This is a genomic window from Nocardioides sp. LHG3406-4 (assembly GCF_049897745.1).
Lineage (GTDB): Bacteria > Actinomycetota > Actinomycetes > Propionibacteriales > Nocardioidaceae > Nocardioides.
On sequence record NZ_JAFCWV010000002.1, the window covers coordinates 659,119 to 681,005 of the forward strand.

21 protein-coding genes are annotated in these 21,887 nt (G+C 71.1%); 17 read left to right on the forward strand and 4 right to left on the reverse strand.

What is annotated here, in order from left to right:
* Position 1: 1 nt before the first annotated feature.
* Positions 2-1,168 carry an ROK family protein gene (locus ACP7BP_RS09215; protein WP_426244284.1) on the reverse strand — a complete coding sequence of 389 codons (1,167 nt, stop codon included), beginning with the start codon at positions 1,166-1,168 and terminating at the stop codon, positions 2-4.
* Between the two features lie 138 nt (positions 1,169-1,306).
* Between ACP7BP_RS09215 and ACP7BP_RS09220 the strand changes: the two genes are divergently transcribed.
* The 10 genes from ACP7BP_RS09220 to ACP7BP_RS09265 all read left to right on the forward strand — a co-directional run bounded on the left by ACP7BP_RS09220 (position 1,307) and on the right by ACP7BP_RS09265 (position 11,912).
* Complete coding sequence (locus ACP7BP_RS09220) at positions 1,307-2,797, forward strand: sugar ABC transporter ATP-binding protein (RefSeq protein ID WP_426244286.1); 1,491 nt, start codon at positions 1,307-1,309, stop codon at positions 2,795-2,797.
* A 77-nt stretch (positions 2,798-2,874) separates the two neighbouring features.
* Entirely contained in the window at positions 2,875-3,867 is a 993-nt protein-coding gene (locus ACP7BP_RS09225) for an ABC transporter permease (protein ID WP_426244287.1), read from the forward strand.
* The gene (locus tag ACP7BP_RS09230) at positions 3,864-4,970 is read left to right on the forward strand and encodes an ABC transporter permease (protein WP_426244289.1); all 1,107 of its coding nucleotides are present in this window, start codon (positions 3,864-3,866) and stop codon (positions 4,968-4,970) included. The genes ACP7BP_RS09225 and ACP7BP_RS09230 overlap by 4 nt, the downstream gene beginning before the upstream one ends.
* Positions 4,971-4,988: 18 nt before the next feature.
* On the forward strand, positions 4,989-6,230 hold the full coding sequence (locus ACP7BP_RS09235; RefSeq protein ID WP_426244290.1) for a substrate-binding domain-containing protein: 1,242 nt from the start codon (positions 4,989-4,991) through the stop codon (positions 6,228-6,230).
* Positions 6,231-6,263: 33 nt separating this feature from the next.
* Positions 6,264-7,169 carry a sugar phosphate isomerase/epimerase family protein gene (locus tag ACP7BP_RS09240; RefSeq protein ID WP_426244291.1) on the forward strand — a complete coding sequence of 302 codons (906 nt, stop codon included), beginning with the start codon at positions 6,264-6,266 and terminating at the stop codon, positions 7,167-7,169.
* Positions 7,166-8,305, forward strand: coding sequence for a Gfo/Idh/MocA family protein (locus tag ACP7BP_RS09245; protein ID WP_426244292.1), 1,140 nt, complete (start codon positions 7,166-7,168; stop codon positions 8,303-8,305). The genes ACP7BP_RS09240 and ACP7BP_RS09245 overlap by 4 nt, the downstream gene beginning before the upstream one ends.
* Positions 8,302-9,300, forward strand: coding sequence for a sugar phosphate isomerase/epimerase family protein (locus tag ACP7BP_RS09250; RefSeq protein WP_426244294.1), 999 nt, complete (start codon positions 8,302-8,304; stop codon positions 9,298-9,300). Before ACP7BP_RS09245 ends, ACP7BP_RS09250 begins: the two co-directional genes overlap by 4 nt.
* Before the next feature lie 16 nt (positions 9,301-9,316).
* The gene (locus tag ACP7BP_RS09255) at positions 9,317-10,000 is read left to right on the forward strand and encodes a 5-oxoprolinase subunit PxpA (RefSeq protein WP_426244296.1); all 684 of its coding nucleotides are present in this window, start codon (positions 9,317-9,319) and stop codon (positions 9,998-10,000) included.
* 458 nt (positions 10,001-10,458) lie between these two features.
* Entirely contained in the window at positions 10,459-11,070 is a 612-nt protein-coding gene (locus ACP7BP_RS09260) for a 5-oxoprolinase subunit B family protein (RefSeq protein WP_426244297.1), read from the forward strand.
* Positions 11,067-11,912, forward strand: a complete 846-nt coding sequence (locus ACP7BP_RS09265) for a biotin-dependent carboxyltransferase family protein (RefSeq protein ID WP_426244298.1) — start codon at positions 11,067-11,069, stop codon at positions 11,910-11,912. The genes ACP7BP_RS09260 and ACP7BP_RS09265 overlap by 4 nt, the downstream gene beginning before the upstream one ends.
* Here ACP7BP_RS09265 and ACP7BP_RS09270 read toward each other — a convergent pair whose 3' ends face one another.
* Positions 11,913-13,223: a DNA polymerase IV gene (locus ACP7BP_RS09270; RefSeq protein ID WP_426244299.1), complete on the reverse strand. Its 1,311-nt coding sequence runs from the start codon at positions 13,221-13,223 to the stop codon at positions 11,913-11,915.
* 12 nt (positions 13,224-13,235) lie between these two features.
* Between ACP7BP_RS09270 and ACP7BP_RS09275 the strand changes: the two genes are divergently transcribed.
* Positions 13,236-14,354: a DUF4192 domain-containing protein gene (locus tag ACP7BP_RS09275; protein ID WP_426244300.1), complete on the forward strand. Its 1,119-nt coding sequence runs from the start codon at positions 13,236-13,238 to the stop codon at positions 14,352-14,354.
* Between the two features lie 39 nt (positions 14,355-14,393).
* A complete protein-coding gene (locus tag ACP7BP_RS09280) occupies positions 14,394-15,860 on the forward strand; it encodes a glutamate--cysteine ligase (RefSeq protein WP_426244301.1) in 1,467 nt (488 codons plus the stop codon).
* Between the two features lie 7 nt (positions 15,861-15,867).
* On the opposite strand, the gene ACP7BP_RS09285 is transcribed toward ACP7BP_RS09280, so the two are convergent.
* Positions 15,868-16,290, reverse strand: coding sequence for a hypothetical protein (locus ACP7BP_RS09285; RefSeq protein WP_426244302.1), 423 nt, complete (start codon positions 16,288-16,290; stop codon positions 15,868-15,870).
* Positions 16,291-16,426: 136 nt separating this feature from the next.
* Between ACP7BP_RS09285 and ACP7BP_RS09290 the strand changes: the two genes are divergently transcribed.
* Both ACP7BP_RS09290 and ACP7BP_RS09295 read left to right on the forward strand, forming a co-directional pair.
* Positions 16,427-16,828: a universal stress protein gene (locus ACP7BP_RS09290; protein WP_426244303.1), complete on the forward strand. Its 402-nt coding sequence runs from the start codon at positions 16,427-16,429 to the stop codon at positions 16,826-16,828.
* A 16-nt stretch (positions 16,829-16,844) separates the two neighbouring features.
* Entirely contained in the window at positions 16,845-17,684 is an 840-nt protein-coding gene (locus tag ACP7BP_RS09295) for a VOC family protein (RefSeq protein ID WP_426244304.1), read from the forward strand.
* Between the two features lie 74 nt (positions 17,685-17,758).
* Here the strand turns inward: ACP7BP_RS09295 and ACP7BP_RS09300 are convergent, their stop codons facing one another.
* Positions 17,759-18,364, reverse strand: coding sequence for a hypothetical protein (locus ACP7BP_RS09300; protein WP_426244305.1), 606 nt, complete (start codon positions 18,362-18,364; stop codon positions 17,759-17,761).
* A gap of 657 nt (positions 18,365-19,021) precedes the next feature.
* Here ACP7BP_RS09300 and ACP7BP_RS09305 point away from each other — a divergent pair.
* The 3 genes from ACP7BP_RS09305 to gvpJ are packed head-to-tail and all read left to right on the forward strand — an operon-like array spanning position 19,022 to position 21,886.
* Positions 19,022-20,050 carry a hypothetical protein gene (locus ACP7BP_RS09305; protein ID WP_426244306.1) on the forward strand — a complete coding sequence of 343 codons (1,029 nt, stop codon included), beginning with the start codon at positions 19,022-19,024 and terminating at the stop codon, positions 20,048-20,050.
* Positions 20,051-20,080: 30 nt separating this feature from the next.
* Positions 20,081-21,409, forward strand: a complete 1,329-nt coding sequence (locus tag ACP7BP_RS09310; RefSeq protein ID WP_426244307.1) for an SRPBCC family protein — start codon at positions 20,081-20,083, stop codon at positions 21,407-21,409.
* 60 nt (positions 21,410-21,469) lie between these two features.
* Positions 21,470-21,886, forward strand: a complete 417-nt coding sequence (gvpJ, locus tag ACP7BP_RS09315; protein ID WP_426244308.1) for a gas vesicle protein GvpJ — start codon at positions 21,470-21,472, stop codon at positions 21,884-21,886.
* Position 21,887: the final 1 nt, after the last annotated feature.

Genomic DNA, 21,887 nt, shown 5'->3' on the forward strand with positions numbered 1-21,887 from the left:
GTTATCCGGACGCCGCGAGGGTCTCGGACGCCGCCTCGATGGACGCGGGGGAGAGGGTGTGCTCGACGGCCATCGCGACCGCGCCCAGCACGCCGGCCTCGGTGCCGGCCCGGGACGGGATGATGCGCAGGTGCTCGGTGGCCAGCGGCAGTGAGCGGGTGTAGACCACCTCGCGGATCCCGGCCAGGAGGTGCTCGCCGGCCAGGGCGAGCTGGCCGCCGATGACCACGACCGAGGGGTTGACGAGGTTGACCATCGTCGCGACGACGTCACCCACGTCGCGGCCGGCCTGACGCACCACCTGGAGCGCGACGGGGTCGCCCTGGCGCACCAGGTCGACGACGTCCTGGCCCGTCTCGGCCGGCACCCCCTGCGCGCGCAGCGCGGCGGCCAGGGCCGGCCCGGCCGCGACCGCCTCCAGGCACCCGTCGTTGCCGCAGCGGCACGCGATGCCGTCGGCACGCGGCACGCGGATGTGGCCGAGGTCGCCGGCGGTGCCCTGGGCGCCGCGCTGCAGCCGGCCGCCGGAGACGATGCCGGCGCCGATGCCGGTGGCGACCTTGATCAGCACCAGGTCGTCGACCTCGGGCAGGTGGGCGCGGCGCTCGCCGAGCGCCATGATGTTCACGTCGTTGTCGATCAGGACCGGCACCGCGTAGTGGCGCTGGAGGTGGCCGGGCACGTCGTAGCGGTCCCAGCCGGGCATGATCGGCGGGCTGATCGGCCGGCCGGTCGAGTGCTCCACGGGGCCGGGCAGGCCGACGCCGATGGCGGCCAGCTCGCCGGCCTTGCGCCGGCCGCTGCGCAGCAGGGTGCGCACGGCGTCGACGACCCAGCCGAGGACCTCGTCGGGCCCCTTGTCGACCGACAGCCGGACCTCGACCTCGCCGAGGAGGTCGCCCGACAGGTCGGCCAGCACCGCTCGCACGTGGCTGGCGCCGACGTCGACCCCGACGACCACGCGGGCGGCCGGGTTGAGCGCGAAGAGTGAGGGCGGCCGGCCACCGGTCGACGTGCCGTCGCCGTAGGGGGCCACCAGGCCAAGCCGCATCAGGGTGTCGACGCGGACCGCGACGGTCGAGCGGGCCAGCCCGGTGGCCTGGGCGAGCTGGGCGCGGGTCCAGGGCTTGCCGTCTCGGAGGAGGTCGAAGACGTCGCTGGTTCGCACATCGGAAGTGAAGCAGAACGGGCTTTCCACGTCTAGTACGCAACTTTTGCGCGCCTCTCGACAAAAGTGTGTAACGCATGCCACAGTGCACTCGTGACCGTCACGGACAGTGCTCCCCGGGCTTCCCGGACCCCTGGCATGCCTGTGCTCAGCGCCCGCGGGATGACCAAGAGCTTCCTGGGCCACACCGTGCTCGAGGACGTCTCGCTCGAGATGGTCCCCGGGCGCGTGCACGGCCTGGTCGGCGAGAACGGCGCCGGGAAGTCGACCCTCATGAAGCTGCTCGCCGGCGTCTACCAGCCCGACGCCGGCACCCTCGTCATCGACGGGGAGGAGCGCACCTTCAGCCACCCCGTGCAGGCGCAGAACGCGGGGGTCTCCACGGTCTTCCAGGAGTTCAACCTGCTCCCCGAGCGGACCATCGCAGAGAACATCTGGATCGGCCGGGAGCCGCGCCGGCTCGGCCTGGTCGACACCGGCCGGATGCGCCGCGACACCACGGATCTCCTCGAGGGGCTCGGGGTCGAGGGCCTGGATCCCGCGACCCCCGTGCGCAGCCTCTCGGTCGCCGAGCAGCAGGTCGTCGAGATCGCCAAGGCGGTCAGCCACGAGGCGCGGATCATCTCCATGGACGAGCCGACCGCCGCGCTGGCCGACCACGAGGTCGAGCTGCTCTACTCCATCATCGAGCGCCTCACCGGCCGCGGGGTCGCGATCCTCTACGTCTCCCACCGGCTCAAGGAGATCTTCGACCTCTGCGACGAGATCACCGTCCTCAAGGACGGCCGCCTGGTCACCCACCAGCCCGCGACCGAGCTCGACGAGGGCACACTGGTGCGGCACATGGTGGGCCGCTCGATCGAGTCGTTCTTCCCCGACCCGCTGCCGGGCACCGAGCCCGGCGAGACCCGGCTGGTCCTCGACTCCGTCGGCAACGGGTACGTCGACGACGTGAGCCTGACGTTGCGGGCCGGCGAGATCGTCGGCCTGGCCGGCCTTCAGGGCTCCGGCCGCACCGAGCTGCTCGAGGGCGTGTTCGGGGTCCAGCCGTTCACCCGCGGCCGGATGGAGCTCGACGGCCGCGAGACCCACGTGCGGTCGGCGCGCGCGGCCGTCCGCCAGCGCCTTGCGCTGATCACCGAGGACCGCAAGGCCAAGGGGCTCGCCCTCAACCAGTCGATCCTCGACAACGCGCTCGGCGTCGTACGCGCGGTCTTCCCCGGCACCACCGAGCGCTCGCGCAAGGAGGTGCCCGGCGTGCTGTCCTCGCTCGAGGTCTCCGCGCGCGGCCTCGACCAGGAGGTGCAGTTCCTCTCCGGCGGCAACCAGCAGAAGGTCGTGCTGACCCGCTGGCTGTCGATCGCCCCGCGCGTCGTGCTGATGGACGAGCCCACCCGCGGCATCGACGTCGGCGCCAAGCACGCGGTCTACGAGCTGATGCGCCGACTCGTGGCGGACGGCGTGGCGATCCTGATGGTGTCGAGCGAGCTGCCGGAGGTGATCGGCATGTCCGACCGCATCCTCGTGATGCGCGACGGCCGCCTCGCCGGTGAGCTGCCCGCGGGCTCCACGGAGGAGCAGGTGCTCGGGCTCGCGACCGGCGCGGACTTCACGGAGGGCGTGGCATGAGAGCCCCCACGAAGGGGAGGGTCGCTTCCCCCGCCGGTCTCACGGCCGGCCTGCGCCCGCCGCGCAGCCGCGCCCCCATGACCGCCACCGGGATCATCTACGTCGTGCTGGCCATCGTGGTGGTCGTCGGCGGTGTGCTGACGGCGACCCAGGGTCGCAACATGTTCGACGTCGACAACATCTCGGCGATCCTGACCGCGACCAGCGTGCTCGGGTTCATCGCCGTCGGCCAGACCCTGGTCATCCTCGCCGGCAGCCTCGACCTGTCGGTGCCCTACGTCGTCAGCCTCTCCAGCCTCGTCGGCGGCGGTGTGATGGCGGGCCGGTCCGAGAACGTCGTCCAGGGCGTGCTCGCCGCCCTGCTCGTCTCGGCGGCCATCGGCCTCGTCACCGGGCTGCTGGTGACGATGCTGGACGTCCACGGCTTCGTCGCCACGCTCGGCATGGGCCTCGTGGTCAGCGGCTACCTGGCGGTCAACTACCAGGGCAGCAGCGGCTCCGCGCCGCGTGACTTCCAGCTGATCGGGATCACCCGCGTCGGCATCATGCCGATCTCCACGATGATCATGCTCGTGGTGGCGGGGCTCGTCATCCTGCTGCTGCGGCGTACCCGCCTCGGGCATCACCTGTACGCCGTCGGCGGCAACCGCGAGGTCGCCCGCATGTCCGGCATCCGCACGGCCCTGCCGGTCATCACCGCGCACGTCCTGTGCTCCACGCTGGCAGGCATGGCGGGCCTGCTGCTGCTGGCCCGCCTCAGCGTGGGCAGTCCGACGATCGGCAGCCAGGGTCGCTACGACCTGCTCTCGATCGCGGCCGTGGTGCTCGGCGGCAGCCTGCTGGCCGGTGGCAAGGGCACGATCGTCGGCACCCTCGGCGGCGTCGCGATCTTCGCGGTCCTCGACTCCATCATGGGCGTGATGTCGGTCAACGCGTTCCTCAAGGACGTCATCCGCGGCCTGGTCATCGTGCTCGCCGTCGCCGTCTACGCCCGTCGGAGCATGGCCCGCAGGCCCGCTCGCTTCGACCGGCCCACGGGAGTCAAGGCCGTCCTGAAGGAGGCACCGTGAGCACCGTGATCCCCGGGGTCTCGAAGGGCCCGCAGCGCCGCGCGATCCCCGCCCACGAGGCCAGCGCCGGCAGACGCGTCCTGCGCGGGGCGGCCACGCCCGGCGGCGGGGTGTTCGTTCTGGTGGCGGTGCTGCTCGGCGCGATCATCTGGCAGAACCCGTCGTTCGGCGAGCCCGAGTCGCTGATCCGGTTCATCGGGCGCACGGCGCCCATCGCCATCGCCGCGATGGGGCAGTACTTCGTGATCGTCGCCGGCGAGTTCGACCTCTCGATGGGTGCCCTGGTCACCACACAGGTGGTGATGGCGGGCAACCTCATCGGGCAGGACGAGGGCAGGATCCTCCCGGTCACCGCGCTGATGCTCGTGGTCGGCGTGCTCGTCGGAGTCCTCAACGGGCTCGGCACGACGATCCTCAAGGTGCCCAGCTTCATCGTCACCCTCGGCATGATGCTCGCCCTGAGCGGGCTCGTCTTCTACCTCACCGGCGGCGCCGCGAGCGGCAACCCGGTCGACTCGTTCCGCCAGGTCGGCCGGGGCGGCATCCAGGACGTCCCGGTCCTGGACGTCATCCCGTACCCGGTCATCATCTTGGCCGTGCTCGCGGTCGGGGCCACGATCTTGATGCGGCGTCCGTTCGGCCGCACCCTCATCGCGGTGGGTGACAACCCCGATGCCGCCGAGCTCGCCGGATCGCACGTGTGGTGGGTCAAGGTCCGCGCCTTCGTGCTCTCCTCGCTGGCCGCCACGGTCGCCGGGATCATCCTGGTCGGCTACGCCGGCGTGCACCCCTCGGTCGGCAAGGGCTACGAGTTCACCGCCATCACCGCTGTGGTGCTGGGCGGCGTCGTACTCGGTGGCGGACGCGGCTGGGTGCTCTCGGCCGCCGCCGGCGCCTTCGCCCTGGAGCTGTTGTTCACGCTCCTCAACTTCATGGGTGTCGAATCGACCTGGCGCGACACCGTGCAGGGCCTGATCATCATCCTCGCCGTGGCCCTGGCGTCCCGGGCCTGGCGGATGGGCCGCCGGCCGAGCCGGGCGACACCCGCACCACCCACAGCAACCGAGTCGAACGCACCAACCCACCCTGCCTCCGGGCACTGAACACAGGAGTAGAAGTCGATGCGCATCACCACACGATGGGCGCCGCTGGCAGCGGGGGCCGTTCTGGCCTTGGCCCTCTCGGCCTGTAGCACCTCCACCGACGAACCCGAGTCCGGCAACGACCCAGCGGCAGAGACGAGCGAGGAAGGCGGCGGTGTCGAGGAGGCCGACACCGACTCTGCCGAGTGGTTCGTCCAGGCCGACTACGACACCCAGGACCAGCAGCGCAGCGCGACGTTCGAGGGGGATGAGTCGAAGCCGTACCTCCAGTACATCGACGGCGAGATGACCGACACCTCGGAGTACAAGTCGCCGGGTGCCAAGAAGGCCTGCTTCGCGAACGCCTCGATCAGCAACCCGTGGCGGCAGACCGGCTGGATCACCATGAACCAGCAGCTCAAGGCGCTGCAGGACTCCGGGGTCATCAGCGAGATGGAGACCCGCGACGCCGGCGACAACGACGACACCCAGATCGCCGACATCGACTACCTGATCAAGGAGGGCGACTGCGACGCCTTCATCATCTCGCCCAACTCCACGGCCGCGATGACGCCGGCCGTCGAGCGGGCCTGTGAGACGGGCAAGCCGGTCGTCGTGTTCGACCGTGGCGTCGAGACCGACTGCGCGACCACGTTCATCCACCCCATCGGTGGCTACGGCTGGGGCATCGACACCGCCGAGTTCCTCGTCGACAACCTCGAGGAGGGCGACAAGGTCGTCGCGCTGCGCATCCTGCCCGGTGTCGACGTGCTCGAGACCCGCTGGGCCGCGGCCGACAAGATCTTCAAGGAGAACGGCATCGACGCGGTCGACTACTTCACCGACGCCGACCCGACCAAGATCAAGGCGATCATCTCCGACGAGCTCGCCCAGGGCGACGTCCAGGGCGTCTGGATGGACGCCGGTGACGGTGCCGTGGCGGCCATCGAGGCCTTCGAGGACGCCGGCAAGGACTACCCCGTCATGACCGGCGAGGACGAGATGAGCTTCCTGCGCAAGTGGCAGGAGACCGAGCTGACCGGCCTGGCCCCCGTCTACTCCAACTTCCAGTGGCGCACCCCGCTCCTGGCGCTGGAGAAGATCTTCAAGGGCGAGGAGGTCCCGAAGGAGTGGGTGCTGCCGCAGACGCCGATCACCGAGGAGGAGCGCGACACCTACATCGAGGAGAACGACGGCATGCCCGACGGTCACTACGCCAAGTTCGGCGGCGAGGATCTCCCGGGCTACCCGGAGGTCTGGCAGGAGCGCCAGATCCCCTGACCCGACACCTCGTTCGATCGGAAGGCGATACCCATGAGAGCCGTGGGAGTGAACACGTGGGTGTGGGTCTCCCCCCTCACCGACGACAACGTGGCCACCCTGCTGCGCACGGTCGCGGACCTGGGGTTCGACGCGGTGGAGATCCCACTGGAGAACGTCGGTGACCTCAGTGCCGAGACGGTGGGTGCCGCCCTCGCCGACACCGGCCTGACGCCGTACGTCGTGGGTGCGATGGCCCCGGGGCGGGATCTGGTCTCGACCGATCCCGCCTCGGTGGCCCGCACCCGCGACTACCTCGCGGCATGCATCGACCTGGCGGCCGCCATCGGCGCCAGGTCGGTGTGCGGGCCGTTCTACGCGGCCACCGGACGCGTGTGGCGGATGGGCGCCGGGCAGCGCACGGCGGCGTACGCCGAGCTGCGCGAGGGTCTCGCCCCGCTCGTCGACCTGGCGGGTGAGCGTGGCGTCACGATCGGCATCGAGCCGCTCAACCGCTACGAGACCTCGCTCGTCAACACCGTCGACCAGGCCCTCGAGGCCCTCGACGGCCTGCTGGGGGAGTCGCTCGGCCTGGCCCTCGACACCTACCACCTCAACATCGAGGAACGCTCCACCGCCGACGCCGTACGCCGCGCCGGCAGCCATCTCGCCCACCTGCAGGTCTGCGGCAGCGACCGGGGCGCGCCCGGTGGCGACCAGACCGACTGGCCCGCGCTGATGTCCGCCCTCGACGAGGTCGGCTACGCCGGGCCGCTGAACATCGAGAGCTTCACCTCGGAGAACGCCTCCATCGCCACGGCGGCGTCCATCTGGCGGCCGCTGGCCGCCAGCCAGGACGACCTCGCCCGTGACGGACTGGCGTTCCTGCGTTCGCTGACGGCCGCCGACGCGGCCCCGTTGACGGTCGCCGCGGCGACCGGCGGGAAGGACTTCGCATGACCGGCAGTCTCGGTGTGGCCGTGATCGGCTATGCCTTCATGGGCAAGGCGCACTCCCATGCCTGGCGCAACGTGGGGGCGTTCTTCCCCGAGGCGCCCCGCATCCGTCAGCAGGTGCTGGTCGGCCGCGATCCCGGACAGGTGAAGACTGCGGCCCGCGACTACGGCTGGGCGGAGTCGGCGACCGACTGGTCGACCGTGATCGAGCGCGACGACGTCGACATCGTCGACATCTGCGTGCCGGGCCACCTGCACGCCGAGATCGCCCTGGCAGCGCTGGCGGCGGGCAAGCACGTCCTGGTCGAGAAGCCGCTGGCCAACACCGTCGCCGACGCCGAGACCCTGGCCGCCGCCGCGGCCGCCGCGCTCGGACGCGGCGTCGTGTCGATGGTGGGCTTCAACTACCGCCGGGTGCCGGCGCTCGCGCTGGCCAGCCGGTTCGTCGCCGAGGGGCGCCTGGGCGAGGTGCGGGAGGTGCGCGCGGCGTACCTCCAGGACTGGCTCGCCGACGCGGGGGCGCCGATGACCTGGCGGCTGCGCCAGGACACCGCCGGCTCGGGAGCCCTGGGCGACCTCGGGTCGCACGTCGTCGACCTGGTGCGGTTCCTGCTCGACGACGAGGTGGCGACCGTCTCCGGGGACCTGCACACCTTCACCACCGAGCGCGACGGCCCCGACGGCGTCGAGCAGGTGACCGTCGACGACGCCGCGTGGGCCTGGCTGGGCATGGCGTCGGGAGCCCGCGCGAGCGTCGAGGTGAGTCGGGTGGCGACGGGACGCAAGAACGGCCTCCACCTCGAGATCTACGGCAGTGACGGCGCGCTGACCTTCGACCTCGAGCGCCTCAACGAGCTGAACGTCATCGGCCGCGAGGGCGGGTTCGAGCGGGTGCTGGTCACCGAGCCGACGCACCCGTACGTCGGCGCGTGGTGGCCGCCGGGGCACACTCTCGGCTGGGACCACACCTTCACCCACCAGGCCCGCGAGTTCCTGTGCGCCATCGCGGCCGGCGAGAACGTCAGACCCTCGTTCGCCGACGGACTGTCGGTGCAGCGGACCCTGGCGGCGATCGAGGCGAGCGCTCACGACTCCTCGCGGCGCCTCCACCTCGACCACCCCCTAGGAGCTGCCTCATGACCCGGCCCTACACCCTGTTCACCGGCCAGTGGGCCGACCTCCCCCTCGACGAGGTGGCCAAGCTGGCCGCCGGCTGGGGGTACGACGGCCTCGAGATCGCCGTGTCCGGCGAGCACCTCGACGCCTGGCGGGTCGACGAGGACGGCTACGTCGAGGAGCGGCTCGACCTGCTCGAGCGGCACGGCCTGAAGCTGTGGGCGATCTCCAACCACCTCACCGGGCAGGCCGTCTGCGACCAGCCGATCGACGACCGGCACCGCGCCATCGTGCGCGAGAGGGTGTGGGGCGACGGCGACCCGGAGGGCGTGCGGCAGCGCGCCGCCGAGGAGATGAGGCTGACCGCCCGGCTCGCGCAGAAGCTCGGAGTCCGGACCGTCGTCGGCTTCACCGGCTCCTCGATCTGGCAGTACGTCGCGATGTTCCCGCCCGTGCCCGCGGCCACGATCGACGCCGGCTACCAGGACTTCGCCGACCGGTGGAACCCGATCCTCGACGTCTTCGACGAGTGCGGCGTGCGCTTCGCGCACGAGGTGCACCCCTCCGAGATCGCCTACGACTACTGGTCGACCAAGCTCGCGCTCGAAGCGGTCGGCAACCGGCCGGCGTTCGGGCTCAACTGGGACCCCAGCCACATGATGTGGCAGGACCTCGACCCGGTCGCCTTCATCACCGACTTCGCCGGCCGGATCTACCACGTCGACTGCAAGGACACCCGGATGCGACTGGGTGGCGGCCGCAACGGCGTGCTCTCCTCGCACCTGCCCTGGGGCGACCCGCGCCGAGGCTGGGACTTCGTCTCCGCAGGACGAGGCGACGTGCCCTGGGAGGACTGCTTCCGTGCCCTGTCTGCCATCGGCTACCAGGGGCCGATCTCGGTCGAGTGGGAGGACGCCAGCATGGACCGCCTGCACGGTGCACCGGAGGCGCTGGAGTTCCTGCGACGCTTCGACTACCCGCCGCCCACGGCGTCCTTCGACGCGGCGTTCTCGCAGTAGGCGTCAGACTGGGCCCGTGCCCCTGGACCTGAACGCCGACCTCGGCGAGGAGATCACCGACGACGCCGGCCTGCTGGCCGTGGTGACGAGCGCCAACGTCGCGTGCGGCTACCACGCCGGCTCGGTGGCGATCATGCGTGAGGTATGCGCCGAGGCCGCTCGGCTCGGGGTGTCGGTGGGGGCGCAGGTCTCCTATGACGACCGCGAGCACTTCGGCCGGGTCGCCCGGGACGTCCCCGCCGACGTGCTGCGTGACCAGGTGGCCGACCAGGTCCGCACCCTGGGGGCGATCGCCGAGGCCGAGGGCACGAGCGTGCGCTACCTCAAGCCGCACGGTGCGCTCTACCACCGGGTGGGTGACGACGAGGCCCAGGCGGCCGCCGTGCTCGCCGGCTCGGGCGACCTGCCCGTGCTGGGCCTGCCGGGCGCGCTCATCCTGCGACTCGCCACCGACGCGGGCCGACGGGTGTGGCACGAGGGCTTCCCCGACCGCGGCTACACCGACGACGGGCGGCTGCTGCCGCGCGACCAGCCCGGCGCCGTACTCCAGGAGGAGGGAGCGGTGGTGGCCGCCGCCCTGGCGCTGGCGGGCCGGGTCGACTCACTCTGCGTGCACGGCGACCACGCCGGGGCGGTGGCTCGAGCCCGCGCCGTACGACGTGCGCTAGAGGCTGCCGGACACCGGCTCACCGGTCTCTGATCCTCCACAGGGGGCACCCGGATCTGTGGACGACGCAGCCCGATCTGTGGAGGAACCGGGCCGCACTGTGGACGACCTGTGGAGGACACGCCGAAGCGCGAGAAAGTTCGTGGAAAAGTCGCGAAACCCCTTGTGCGATGGGGGTTCTGAGACATAGAACTCTCCATACCAACTCCGTTCGCGGAGTTGGGGATCGGACAGGAGAGAAGGTCCAGACGGTGACTTCGGTCGCCGCGCGACCCCGGTGACGGGGGTGGCGGGACCAGAAGGCCTGACCGGTCGATCGGATGTCACCCAGCCGGTCACACCGAGGGGCTCCTGATGCTCATACCATCAAGAGCCCCTCACCTATTTCCCGTGCGTGACGAGACAGGTCGATTCTCGCCCGCGTCGGCGCTCGGGGCAACGAACGGCCGGTGAAGGTCGGGTGACCACGGGGCCCGGGGGATGATGAGCCCATGGCGGCCCCCCTCGACCTGCGACCCGTGGGTCCGCGCGCCGTGCGTGCCGAGGTCGCCGGCACCCGGGACGCGCTGGCGCTGGCGGCCTGGGCGCGCCACGCGCGGGTGCCGGCGGTCGAGATCGTGCCGGCCGCCACGACCGTCCTGTTCGACGGCGTCAGCGACGTGGAGGCGCTGCGCGACCTGCTGGCGGGCTGGGCGGGAGGCGAGGTGACGCCGCAAGCCGAGGGCGACCTGGTCGAGATCCCCACCGTCTACGACGGCCCCGACCTGGCGGAGGTCGCCGCGCGCTGGTCGATGTCGGTCGACGAGGCCGTCGCGCGGCACGGGGAGACGGAGTTCGTGGCGGCGTTCTGCGGGTTCTCACCCGGCTTCTCCTACCTGGCCGGGCTGCCGCGCGACCTCGCCGTGCCCCGCCGTACGACGCCCCGAACGCACTGCGGACCGGGGGCCGTGGCGCTGGCCGATGGGTGGTGCGGGATCTACCCGACGGACTCGCCGGGCGGCTGGCAGCTGATCGGCCGCACCGACGCGCGGCTGTGGGATGCCGGCCGCGACGCACCCGCCCTACTGCCCCCGGGCACCCGCGTCAGGTTCGTCGCGCGATGAGCCTGCGGATCGTCGATGCCGGGGCCCTGACGACCATCCAGGACCGCGGCCGCTTCGGGCTCGCGCACCTGGGCGTGCCCCGGGCCGGTGCCCTGGACGCCCCGGCCGCCGACCTGGCGAACCGCCTGGTCGGCAACGCCTCCGGCGCGGCACTGCTCGAGACGACCGCGGCGGGCGTCTCCTTCGACACCGGCCGTGCCCACCTACTCGCCGTCACCGGCGCTCGGTGCGCCGTCCGCGTGGCCGGCCGGTGGGTGGCGTTCGCCGAGCCCGTCTCCGTGCCGGCCGGGGCTCTGGTCGAGGTCGGGCCGGCCATCGACGGCATGCGCAGCTACGTCGCGGTGGCGGGCGGCATCGACGTGGACCCGGTGCTCGGCTCCCGCTCGACCGACACCCTGGCCTGGGTCGGTCCGCCCGTCTTGCGAGCCGGCGACGTGCTGCCCGTCGGGCCCACGAACGGTGACCTCGTCGGCGTCGACGTCGATCCCCGGCGCCGCCCGCCGTCGGTGCTGCGGCTGCACCCGGGCCCGCACGCCGACTGGTTCGCGGCCGACGTGCTGGCCCGCCTCGACGGGGCGTCGTACGAGGTGGCGTCGGAGTCGAACCGCGTCGGGCTGCGGCTCTCGGGCCGGCCGATCCACCGGACGCGCTCGGGGGAGCTGCTCAGCGAGGGGATGGTGCTCGGTGCGGTCCAGGTGCCCCCGAGCGGCCAGCCCGTGGTCTTCCTCAACGACCACCCGGCGACCGGCGGCTACCCGGTCGTGGCCGTGCTGCACGAGGACGACCTGCCGGTGTGCGCGCAGGCCCGCCCGGGCGACGTGCTCACCCTGAGGCCGGCCTGATCACGGCTGCACGGGACGCGTAGCGGGCGCCAGGAGCGGGTCGTCGGCCGCGAAGGACCGCACGGGACCAGGCGGGGTGTCGCGGGTCTCGAAGCGGACGGTCACCACGCCGCGACCCGAGCCCCACACCCATCCCGGGCCGTGCTCGTCGTGCACGACGTCCATGCCCGGCGCCCAGGTCGTGCGCCGCGACTCCACGGCTGCCGGCAACGGGCCGGGCTCCTCCTCGGGCGCCTCGGTCTCCCCGAAGAGGTCGTCCTGGATCCAGTCCGCCAGGCCCGAGACGCCCACGCCCAGCAGGCGCACGCCTCCGGACGTGTCCAGGTCGGTGAGCAGCGCCCGAGCCAGCCGTCCGACGGTGGACGCGCGGTCGGTGGGCGCGGGCAGCGTCGAGGACCGGCTCAGTGTCGTGAAGTCGTGCAGGCGCACCTTGATCGACACGGTGCGGCCCGACAGGCCGCTCTTGCGCAGCCGCTCGGCGACTTGGGCTGCCTGGCGGGTGAGCAGCCCCTCCATCAGCTTCCGGTCGGTGAGGTCGGTGTCGTAGGTGCCCTCGACGCTGACCGACTTCGTCTCCCGCTCGGCGACCACCGGCCGGTCGTCGTCAGCGCGCGCCAGCCGGTAGAGGCCGTGGCCGTGCGCGTTCCCGAGCAGTCGGACCATCTCGTCCTCGCTGATCGACTCGAGGTCGGCGACCGTGGTGATGCCCGCGCGTCGCAGCCGCTCGGCGGTGGCGGGCCCGACCCCGGGGATGACGGTCGCGCTCATCGGCCGCAGCAGGTCGCGCTCGGTGCCGGGGAGCACGACCGTGAGACCGTCCGGCTTGTCGATCTCACTGGCGATCTTGGCGATGAACTTCGACGACCCCACCCCCACCGACGCGGTCAGGCCGCCGGTGACCTCGGCGACGGCGGCGCGCAGCCGCTCCGCGCACGCGGTGACGGTGTCGACCTCGAGGTCGGGCAGGTCGGCCGCGAGCAGGTCGACGAAGGCCTCGTCGAGTGACAACGGCTCCACGAGCGGTGAGGTGGCGCGCAGCAGAGCCATCACCTGCTCGCTGGTCTCGCGGTAGGCCTGGAACCGGCCGGTCAGGAAGGCGGCGTGCGGGCACCGGGAGCGCGCCTCGCGGGTCGACATGGCCGAGTGCACGCCGCAGGCGCGTGCCTCGTACGACGCCGTCGCGACGACGCCCCGGCCGCCGACGCCGCCGACCACGACTGGCTTGCCTCGCAGCGAGGGCTTGTCGCGCTGCTCGACGGAGGCGAAGAACGCGTCGAGGTCCAGGTGGAGGACCGAAGCATTCGCGCGCACCCGCTGATTGTGGTGGACACGGCCCGCAAATCGTCCACAGGCCAGCCATTTCGGGCGTTGCTCACAGGGGCACGTCGCGCCCGGCAGGCGCGTCGGTGCTCGCGGGAAGCGTGCAGGCATGACCAGACACCGCCGCCCCCACCCCGTCCCTCCCGCCCCGTCTGCCAGCTGACGGCGCGCTGCCCTGAGGACCTGCTGGCCTTCGTGCCTGTCGCGCTCGGGTTCGTCCCGCAGCAGTCGGTCGCCCTGCTGACGTTCGGCCCGGGTCCCGCCTTCCATGCGCGCGTCGACCTGCCGAGCGGCCCGGGCGAGATCGAGCTCGTGACCGAGGCGCTGGTCGACCCGTGCGTGCGCCACGACGTCGATCGCGTCGTCATCGTCCTCTACGCCGACGGACCGGCCGCGGTCCGCGAGCTGGCCGACGCGCTGGCGGCGGGCTTCGTGCGCGAGGGCATCGTCGTCCTCGAGATGATGTGCGCCGACGGCAGTCGGTGGTTCCCTATGCTGCCCGGCCAGCCACCCGGCCAGTCACTCGGCCAGCTCGTCGGCGTGCCCTACGACGTGACTGCGCATCCGTTCGCGGCCGAGGCCGTGGTCGCCGGACTGGTGACCCACGCCTCGCGTGACGACCTGGCCGCAACGCTGGCGCCGGACCCCGCAGCGGTGGCGGCCGTGGCCTCCGTCGTCGACGCGGCGGAGCCGGCACCCGCAGCATGGGTCCGCGCGCTGACCCGCCGGCACACACGCGACGGGACCGTGCCCGGTGCTCCCGAACTGGCCAGGCTGCTGGTGTCCGTCTGCGATCCGGTGGTCCGCGAGGCTGCCTGGTGCCCGATCGGGCGTGGCGACTCGCGCGGCCACGTCGCGCTCTGGACGGCCGTGCTGCGTGCGGCACCCGACGACCTCGTCTCGGGTCCCGCAGCAGTCCTCGCGTTCGCCGCGTGGCTGAGCGGACACGGCGCGCTCGCTTGGTGCGCCGTCGACCGGGCGCTCGACGCGGATCCCGGTTGCGGCCTGGCGGAGACCGTCGCCGGCCTGCTGGCGGCGGCGGTCTCGCCGGCCCAGTGGCAGTCACCGGGCTGGCCGCCTCCCGAGCACGACGAGGCCCACGCCTCGGGAGGGGCCGCATGACCTCTGCTCCCGTGGGCGCGGTTGGCCTATCGTGCCCACATGGGCGAAGAGGTCGAGGCACAGGAGTTCTCACGCGCCGACCGCACGCGGCACCGGGAGAAGGTGCGCCGTTGTCTCGACGTGTTCGCCCGGATGCTGCGCGAGGCGCGCTTCGACACCGACGACCCGATGACGGGGCTGGAGGTGGAGTTCAACCTCGTCGACGAGGCCGGCGACCCCGCACTGAAGAACGCCGAGGCTCTGGAGGCCATCGCCAACCCCGACTTCCAGACCGAGCTCGGCCAGTTCAACATCGAGATCAACGTGCCGCCCTCGACGCTGCACGACGGCGGTTTGGCCCAGTTCGAGGACAACCTCCGCCGCAGCCTCAACGACGCGGAGAGCAAGTCGGCGCAGGTCGGTGCGCACATGGTGATGATCGGCATCCTGCCGACTCTCGCCGAGGGCCACATGAGCATGGGCGCGCTGAGCGCCAACCCTCGCTACCGGCTGCTCAGCGAGCAGATCCTCGACGCCCGCGGCGAGGACATCTCAATCTCGATCGCCGGGGCGGAGCGGCTCGACACCACGGCCGACTCCATCGTGCCGGAGGCGGCGTGCACCAGCACGCAGTTCCACGTCCAGACCTCTCCCGACGACTTCGGCGACTACTGGAACGCCTCCCAGGCGATCGCGGGCGTGCAGCTCGCGGTGGGAGCCAACTCGCCGTACCTCCTCGGCAAGCAACTGTGGCGCGAGACCCGGATCCCGCTGTTCGAGCAGGCGACGGACACGCGCAGCGAGGAGCTGAAGGCGCAGGGCGTCCGGCCGCGGGTCTGGTTCGGAGAGCGCTGGATCACCTCGGTGTTCGACCTGTTCGAGGAGAACGTCCGCTACTTCCCGGCGCTGTTGCCGATCACCGACGAGGAGGACCCCCTCGAGGTGCTCGAGCGGGGAGACACCCCGAAGCTGCCCGAGCTGCGCCTGCACAACGGCACGATCTACCGGTGGAACCGGCCGATCTACGACATCGCTGACGGCACGCCTCACCTGCGCGTGGAGAACCGCCTCCTCGCGGCCGGCCCGACAGTGGCCGACACGATCGCGAACGCGGCGTTCTACTTCGGGCTGGTGCGGGCCCTCGCCGAGAGCGAGCGGCCCCTGTGGTCGCAGATGTCGTTCAGCGCCGCCGAGGAGAACTTCCACGTGGCCGCTCAGCAGGGCATCGACGCCCAGATCTACTGGCCGGGCATCGGTGGGGCGGTGCGGGCCACCGAGCTCGTGCTGCGCCGGCTGCTGCCCCTGGCCCACCAGGGACTCGATGCGTGGGGCGTGCCCGCGGCCGACCGGGACCGGCTGCTCGGGATCATCGAGCAGCGCTGCCTGACCGGTGTCAACGGCTCCGAGTGGTTCGTCCGGCGCATGCGTGACCGGGCCTCCGAGGAACGCTACGACGCGCTGCGCGCGACCCTGTTGGAGTACCGCGAGCGCATGCACACCAACGAGCCCGTGCACACCTGGGAGTGAGCCGACCTCAGGTGCGCTGGCGCAGTCGGTGCCACGCCTGGCCGTGACCGGTCGTGGGCTCGTGCCAGCCGTGCCGGGTGACCACGACGAATCTCGACGTCAGGTCGGCCTCAGCCAGGGCTGTGCGCGCGGCGGCCGACCAGGCCAGGTCGGCGTCGACCACCCACAGCGGACCCGGTCGCGTGATCCACAGCCATGGCGACGGTGCGCGGGGCCGGATCCGGTGCACCAGCGCCCCGGCGACCTCGACGCGCAGCGCGTGGTCGAGAGCGTCGTCGCCGGCGATCTCGAACCAGTGCGCCGGTCCGCCGGGCACACCAGCGCCCACGCGGATCGCGAACCGGCCGCGTGGTGAGCGTGCCTTCAGCTCGAGCACTGCGACCCGCAAACCTCGCCGTTCGGCGGGGGAGAGGTCGTCGGCACGGGTCATCGCCTCCACTCTGCCCGAGGAGGAGCCGCCCGGGTGGCGCGCTTCCACAGGCTCCCGCTGACGGGTCGGATTGGGTACGGTGCCAACGGAGCGATGCCGTCGACGCATCGCCGCAAGGCAGCGAGGAGGCCGTCAGATGGGGACTGTCGTGGTGGGCTACGTTCCGAAGCCCGAGGGAGAGGCAGCGCTCGACACGGCGATCGCGGAGGCGAAGCTGCGTGACTCCAAGCTCGTCGTGGTCAACTCCCACCGGGGCGGCGCGGACTTCGACGGACCCGCTGCCCGCAAGGCGGAGTCGGAGATGGACAGCGTCCGCAGTCGTCTCGACGACGCGGGAGTGACGTACGACCTGCGCCAGATGGTGCGCGGCTTCGAGCCGGCCGAGGACCTCATCAGCATCGCCGAGACCAGCTCCGCCGAGCTGATCGTCATCGGGCTGCGGCGCCGCTCGCCCGTGGGCAAGCTCATCTTGGGCAGCAACGCGCAGCGCATCCTGCTCGACGCGCCGTGCCCCGTGCTTGCGGTCAAGGCGGGCTGACGAGAGGGCGCGAGCCGTGGGCGACCTCGAGCCGATCGCGCGCACCTACCCCGCCGGTGTCACCTGCTGGGTGGAGTGCGAGCAGCCGGACCCCGCGGCGGCCGAGGGGTTCTACGGCGGCCTGTTCGGCTGGCAGTTCGAGGACGTGCTGCCCGTCGATGCGCCTGGGCGCTACGTCCTAGCCACCCTGGACGGCCTCGACGTCGCAGCTCTGTCAGGTCCGGCATCCTGGGTGGCGGCCTGGTCGACGTACGTCGCTGTCGACGACGTGGACTCCACCGTCGCCTCGATGGCCGAGCTCGGGGCGAGCGTCGTGTCCGAGCCGGAGGATGTGGGTGAGGCCGGCCGAGCGGCCACGCTGACCGATCCCCAGGGCGCCCAGATCAGCCTCTGGCTGGCCCGCCGCCGACTGGGCGCGCAGCTCACCAACGCACCGGGCACGTGGAACTTCAGCGATCTGCACACGACGGATCCGGGAGCTGCCGGCGAGTTCTACGCCCGCACCCTGGGCTGGCGAGTGGTCGACCAGGGCTGGGGCACGGCGATCCAGGTGCCTGGCTACGGAGCACACCTGGAGTCGACCACCGACGCCGGGATCCTCGCCCGCCAGGCCTCGGCACCTGAGGGCTTCGAGGACGTCATCGGCGCCATCGCCGGACTCCGGCACGACGAGCGACCGCACTGGCACGTCACCTTCGCCGTCGCCGACCGCGACGCATCCGCGGCCGTCGCCGAACGACTCGGCGGGACCGTGGTGTCCACGAGCGAGGACGACTGGACCCGCGCGGCGCTGGTGCGCGACCCGCAGGGCGCCGAGCTGACACTCAGCCAGTTCGCCCCGCAGGAGTGGAGCTGACCGAGTGAGCCCGTAGCGCCGCCCCCGGAGCCAGGTCGGCCGACGGGGACGGCGCTCTCAGGTTCGTCGGGCTGTCAGACCCCGAGGTTCAAGAGCCCGAGGATGCGGTTCAGCAGGGCGCTCAGCTGCCCGAGCAGGCCTCCGAGGGGGCCGCCGTCCAGGAGCCCGGCGATGGCACAGAGCAGGTTGCCCAGCAGGTTGCCGGGTCCCGGGACCGCGATGATGTCCAGGACGACGCGCTGCAGGTGGATCTCCAGGCCGAGCAGGTTGAGGTCAAGCGGCCCGAGCACCAGGTTGAGGATGTTGCAGGCTGCCAGCTTGTTCACCGATCCGGGGGTGAGGGCGCCGGCCGCGAGGGCTTGGCCGTTGAGCTTCTTGACCGTCATCTTCTTCAGGCCGGAGAACGTGGTCTTCGACCCGTCGGGGTTCTTCACTGCGCCCTCGAGGAAGCCCTTGACGTACATCTTTCCGGCTTTCTTCACCACCCTCGTGGGAGTGAAGCTGCCGGTGACGGCTCGTCCGTCCGACGTCCTGCCGATGACCTTGCTCGTCATCTTTCCGGCGGCCGTCTTCGCGACGGTTGAGCCGTCCGTGGCCGCTGCGGCACTTCCGGCGCCGATCGAGGCGAGGCCGACGGCCATGACGAGGGCGACGACGAGTCCGATCGTCGTGTGCCCCACGCGAGTGGTTGTAGCGGTGAGTCTGGACATGATTGCCCTCCCAAGCATCCAGAGCGGCTCGGTTGCTGCCCTAGCTCCAAAACGCTACGCCCGTCGCTCCGGAGGTGGGTCCATCCGGACAGGTGATGTGGCGCCGGGCGAGATCGGCCCGCGAACCGTGGCCGAGCTGCCTGCTCGGAGGCCGCGACCTCCCTTCGGCAGAGCGTGTTTGGGTCTCACCGATGCGGCACGGACCGCCGGTCTGTCGTCCAGCAGGCTGAGGGCACCCGTCAGGAAGAGCAGGACCCCAGCGGCGATCACGATGGCGAGCCACGACTCGCGCACCAGAGCGATGCCCAGGGCCACGGTTGCCAGCAGCATGCTCGCGCGGTGGAGCACCATGACACCTGTTGCACCGAAGCGCCTGCCGGCCGTGCTGGCCCTGCCGCTCATCCCGTCCGGTGCCCAGGCGTTGCCACGTCATGCTGCGACGCGACCTGTGTACGGCGTCTTAGGACCCTTCGTGTCAGCCCGCGCATCCACCCAGCCGAGCACCGGAGCCGGGCCAGACACGCCGTGCCGTGTTTCGGTTTGAGGATGCCGGGTACCGGCCAAGGCAGGGAGATGTACTCGGTGCTCCGCCCCGGACCGCCGAGGATTGAGGACAGAGGGAGAAGCATGTCTGCAACGACCAAGATCGCAGTTGGCGTAGCCAGCGGCTACCTGCTCGGCAGGACGAAGAAGCTCAAGCTCGCGTTCACCGTCGGGAGTCTGCTGGCCGGCCAGCGCATCGCGACGAATCCGCAGGCCCTCCTGGCTCAGGGCTCGAAGCTGGTTGAGAACAATCCCGAGTTGCAGAACCTCCAGAAGATGATCACCGGCAAGTTGGTCGAGGCAGCGAAGACGGCCGCCATGACGACCGCGACGTCCCGCCTCGAGCTCCTGAGCTCCTCCTTGCGCAACCAGGACGGAGGCGAGGAGGACGAGGCCGAGTACGACGACGAGGACTACGACGAGTCCGAGGACGAGGCTGAGGACGAGGCTGGCGACGAGGCGGAAGACGAAGGCGACGAAGCCGAGGACGAGGTCGACGACGAAGCGGGCGACGAGGCCGAGGACGAGGCCGACGACGAAGCGGGCGACGAGGCCGAGGACGAGGCCGACGACGAGGCGGGCGACGAAGGCGACGAGGCCGAGGCCGATGCGGACGAGCCCGTCGACGAGGCCGACGAGGAGGCAGAGGAGCCTGAGGCCGAGCCCGAGCCCCCGCGCCGACGGCGTAGGCGGGCCACCGCGAAGGCCCCGTCAGGTCGGACGTCCAAGTCGTCCGGCGCAGCCAAGAAGACGCCGGCGAAGAAGTCGAGCGCGAGCGGTGCTGCTGGGCAGGCGTCGTCCGCGAGGAAGTCGGCGTCCAGCGGGGCCAAGTCTCCAGCGAAGAAGGCCCCCGCCAGCAAGAGCGCGGCGAAGAAGACGAGCAGCCCAGCAAAGAAGTCGAGCAGCGCGGCGAAGAAGTCGAGCAGCGCGGCCAAGAAGTCGACGTCCTCTCCCAAGAAGTCGAGCTCCGCTGCTAGCAAGACCGCGGCGAAGAAGGCTCCGGCCAGCAAGAGCGCGGCCAAGAAGACACCGGCCAAGAAGGCTGCGTCAAGCTCGCGTGCCACCAAGAAGTCGAGCTCCTCGCGCTCGCGACGTTCCGGCTCGGAGGGGTGAGCGGCCATGGCGAATTCGAACGGCGATTCCATGGACAAGTTCAAGGACGCCTCGTCTGACTTCTTGAAGGCGCTCGGAGAGCGTGCCGTCAGCACGGTCACCGACCGGGTCGGCGGTCTGACCGACAAGCTCGAGGGCATCGCCGACGGCGGTCTCATCGGCAAGGCGGCCGGCGGGGGCGCCGAGGCAGCCGCGTCCGGCGACTCCCCGGTCATGGGTGCTCTCAAGGGTGCCGCATCGGGCATCAAGGACAAGATCACCGGCGGTGGCGGTGGCAGCAGTGGCGGCGGAGGCAAGCCGACGAAGTCCACGAACATCATCGAGTCCATCGATGTCGGAGTCCCCGTCACGGTCGCCTACAACCAGTGGACCGAGTTCGGCAGCTTCCCGAGCTTCATGAAGAAGGTCGAGGGTGTCGACACTCCCGACGACACCAAGGTGACGTTCAAGGCGCAGATCTTCCTGAGTCACCGCACGTGGGAAGCCACCATTCTCGAGCAGGTGCCGGATGAACGCATCGTGTGGCGGTCCAAGGGCGAGAAGGGGCACGTGGACGGAGCGGTCACGTTCCACGAGATCGGGCCGAACCTCACGCGCATACTCGTCGTTCTCGAGTACTACCCCCAGGGCCTGTTCGAGAAGACGGGGAACATCTGGGAGGCGCAGGGGCGTCGCGCCCGCGCCGAGCTGCGCCACTTCCGTCGTCACGTGATGACCCGGACCATCCTCGAGCCGGACGAGGTCGAGGGCTGGCGCGGTGTGATCCACGACAGCGAGGTGGTCATGTCCCACGAGGAGGTCGTCGAGGAGGAGCAGCGCGAGGCCGAGGATGAGGACGACGGGTACGACGAGGAGTCCGACGAAGGGGATTCCGAGGACGACGAGCCCGAGGACGAGTACGACGAGGACGCGGAGTCTGAGGACGCGGAGTCTGAGGACGACGAGCCCGCGGACGAGTCCGAGGAGGACGAGCCCGAGGACGAGTACGACGACGTGGAGGACGAGGAGTCTGACGAGCCGGAGGACGAGGAGTCCGACGAGCTGGGTGACGAGGAGTCCGACGACGAGCTGGAGGACGACGAGTCCGGCGAGGGGGAACCGGACGACGAGTACGAAGAGCCCGACGAGGACGCAGAGTCCGAGGAGGAGGGGGAGCCGGAAGACGACCTCGAGTCCGACGAGGAGGAGGAGCCGGAGGACGAGTACGAGGAGCCTGAAGACGAGGAGTCCCAGGAGGAGGAGCCCGAGGAGGAGCCCGAGGAGGAGCCCGAGGACGAGTACGAGGGCGAGCCCGAAGAGGAGGACGTCGACGAAGAACCGGAGGAGAAGCCTCGTCGCCGCCGGCGCCGCTCGGCCTGACTCTCCGCACCCTTTCGAAGCCAACGACCCAGGAGGAACGTCCTCATGAGTGTTCAAACGATGTCTCGCCGCAGCGGCGGCGGGTACCTTGACCGGCCTGCCCCCAGCGGCCTTGCAGATGTCATCGAGATCATCCTCGACAAGGGCATCGTCATCGATGCCTACGTCCGGGTGTCGCTCGTGGGCATCGAGCTGTTGACCATCGACGCCCGGATCGTGATCGCCAGCGTCGACACGTATCTCCGATTCGCCGAGGCCACGAACCGGCTCGACCTGATGGAGCACGGCGGGGGGAAGCCGCTCGACGAGTTCATCGGTGACATGCAGGAGAGCGGCGCCGGCCGGAAGGTGAAGGGTGCGGTGTCCGGCGCCAAGAAGGCGCTGACCCCTGGCAAGAGCGATGACGACGATGACGACGACGACGACGTCCGCCGGCCGGCGCGCAAGTCTTCGCGCCGTCGGGCCGAGAGCACGTGAC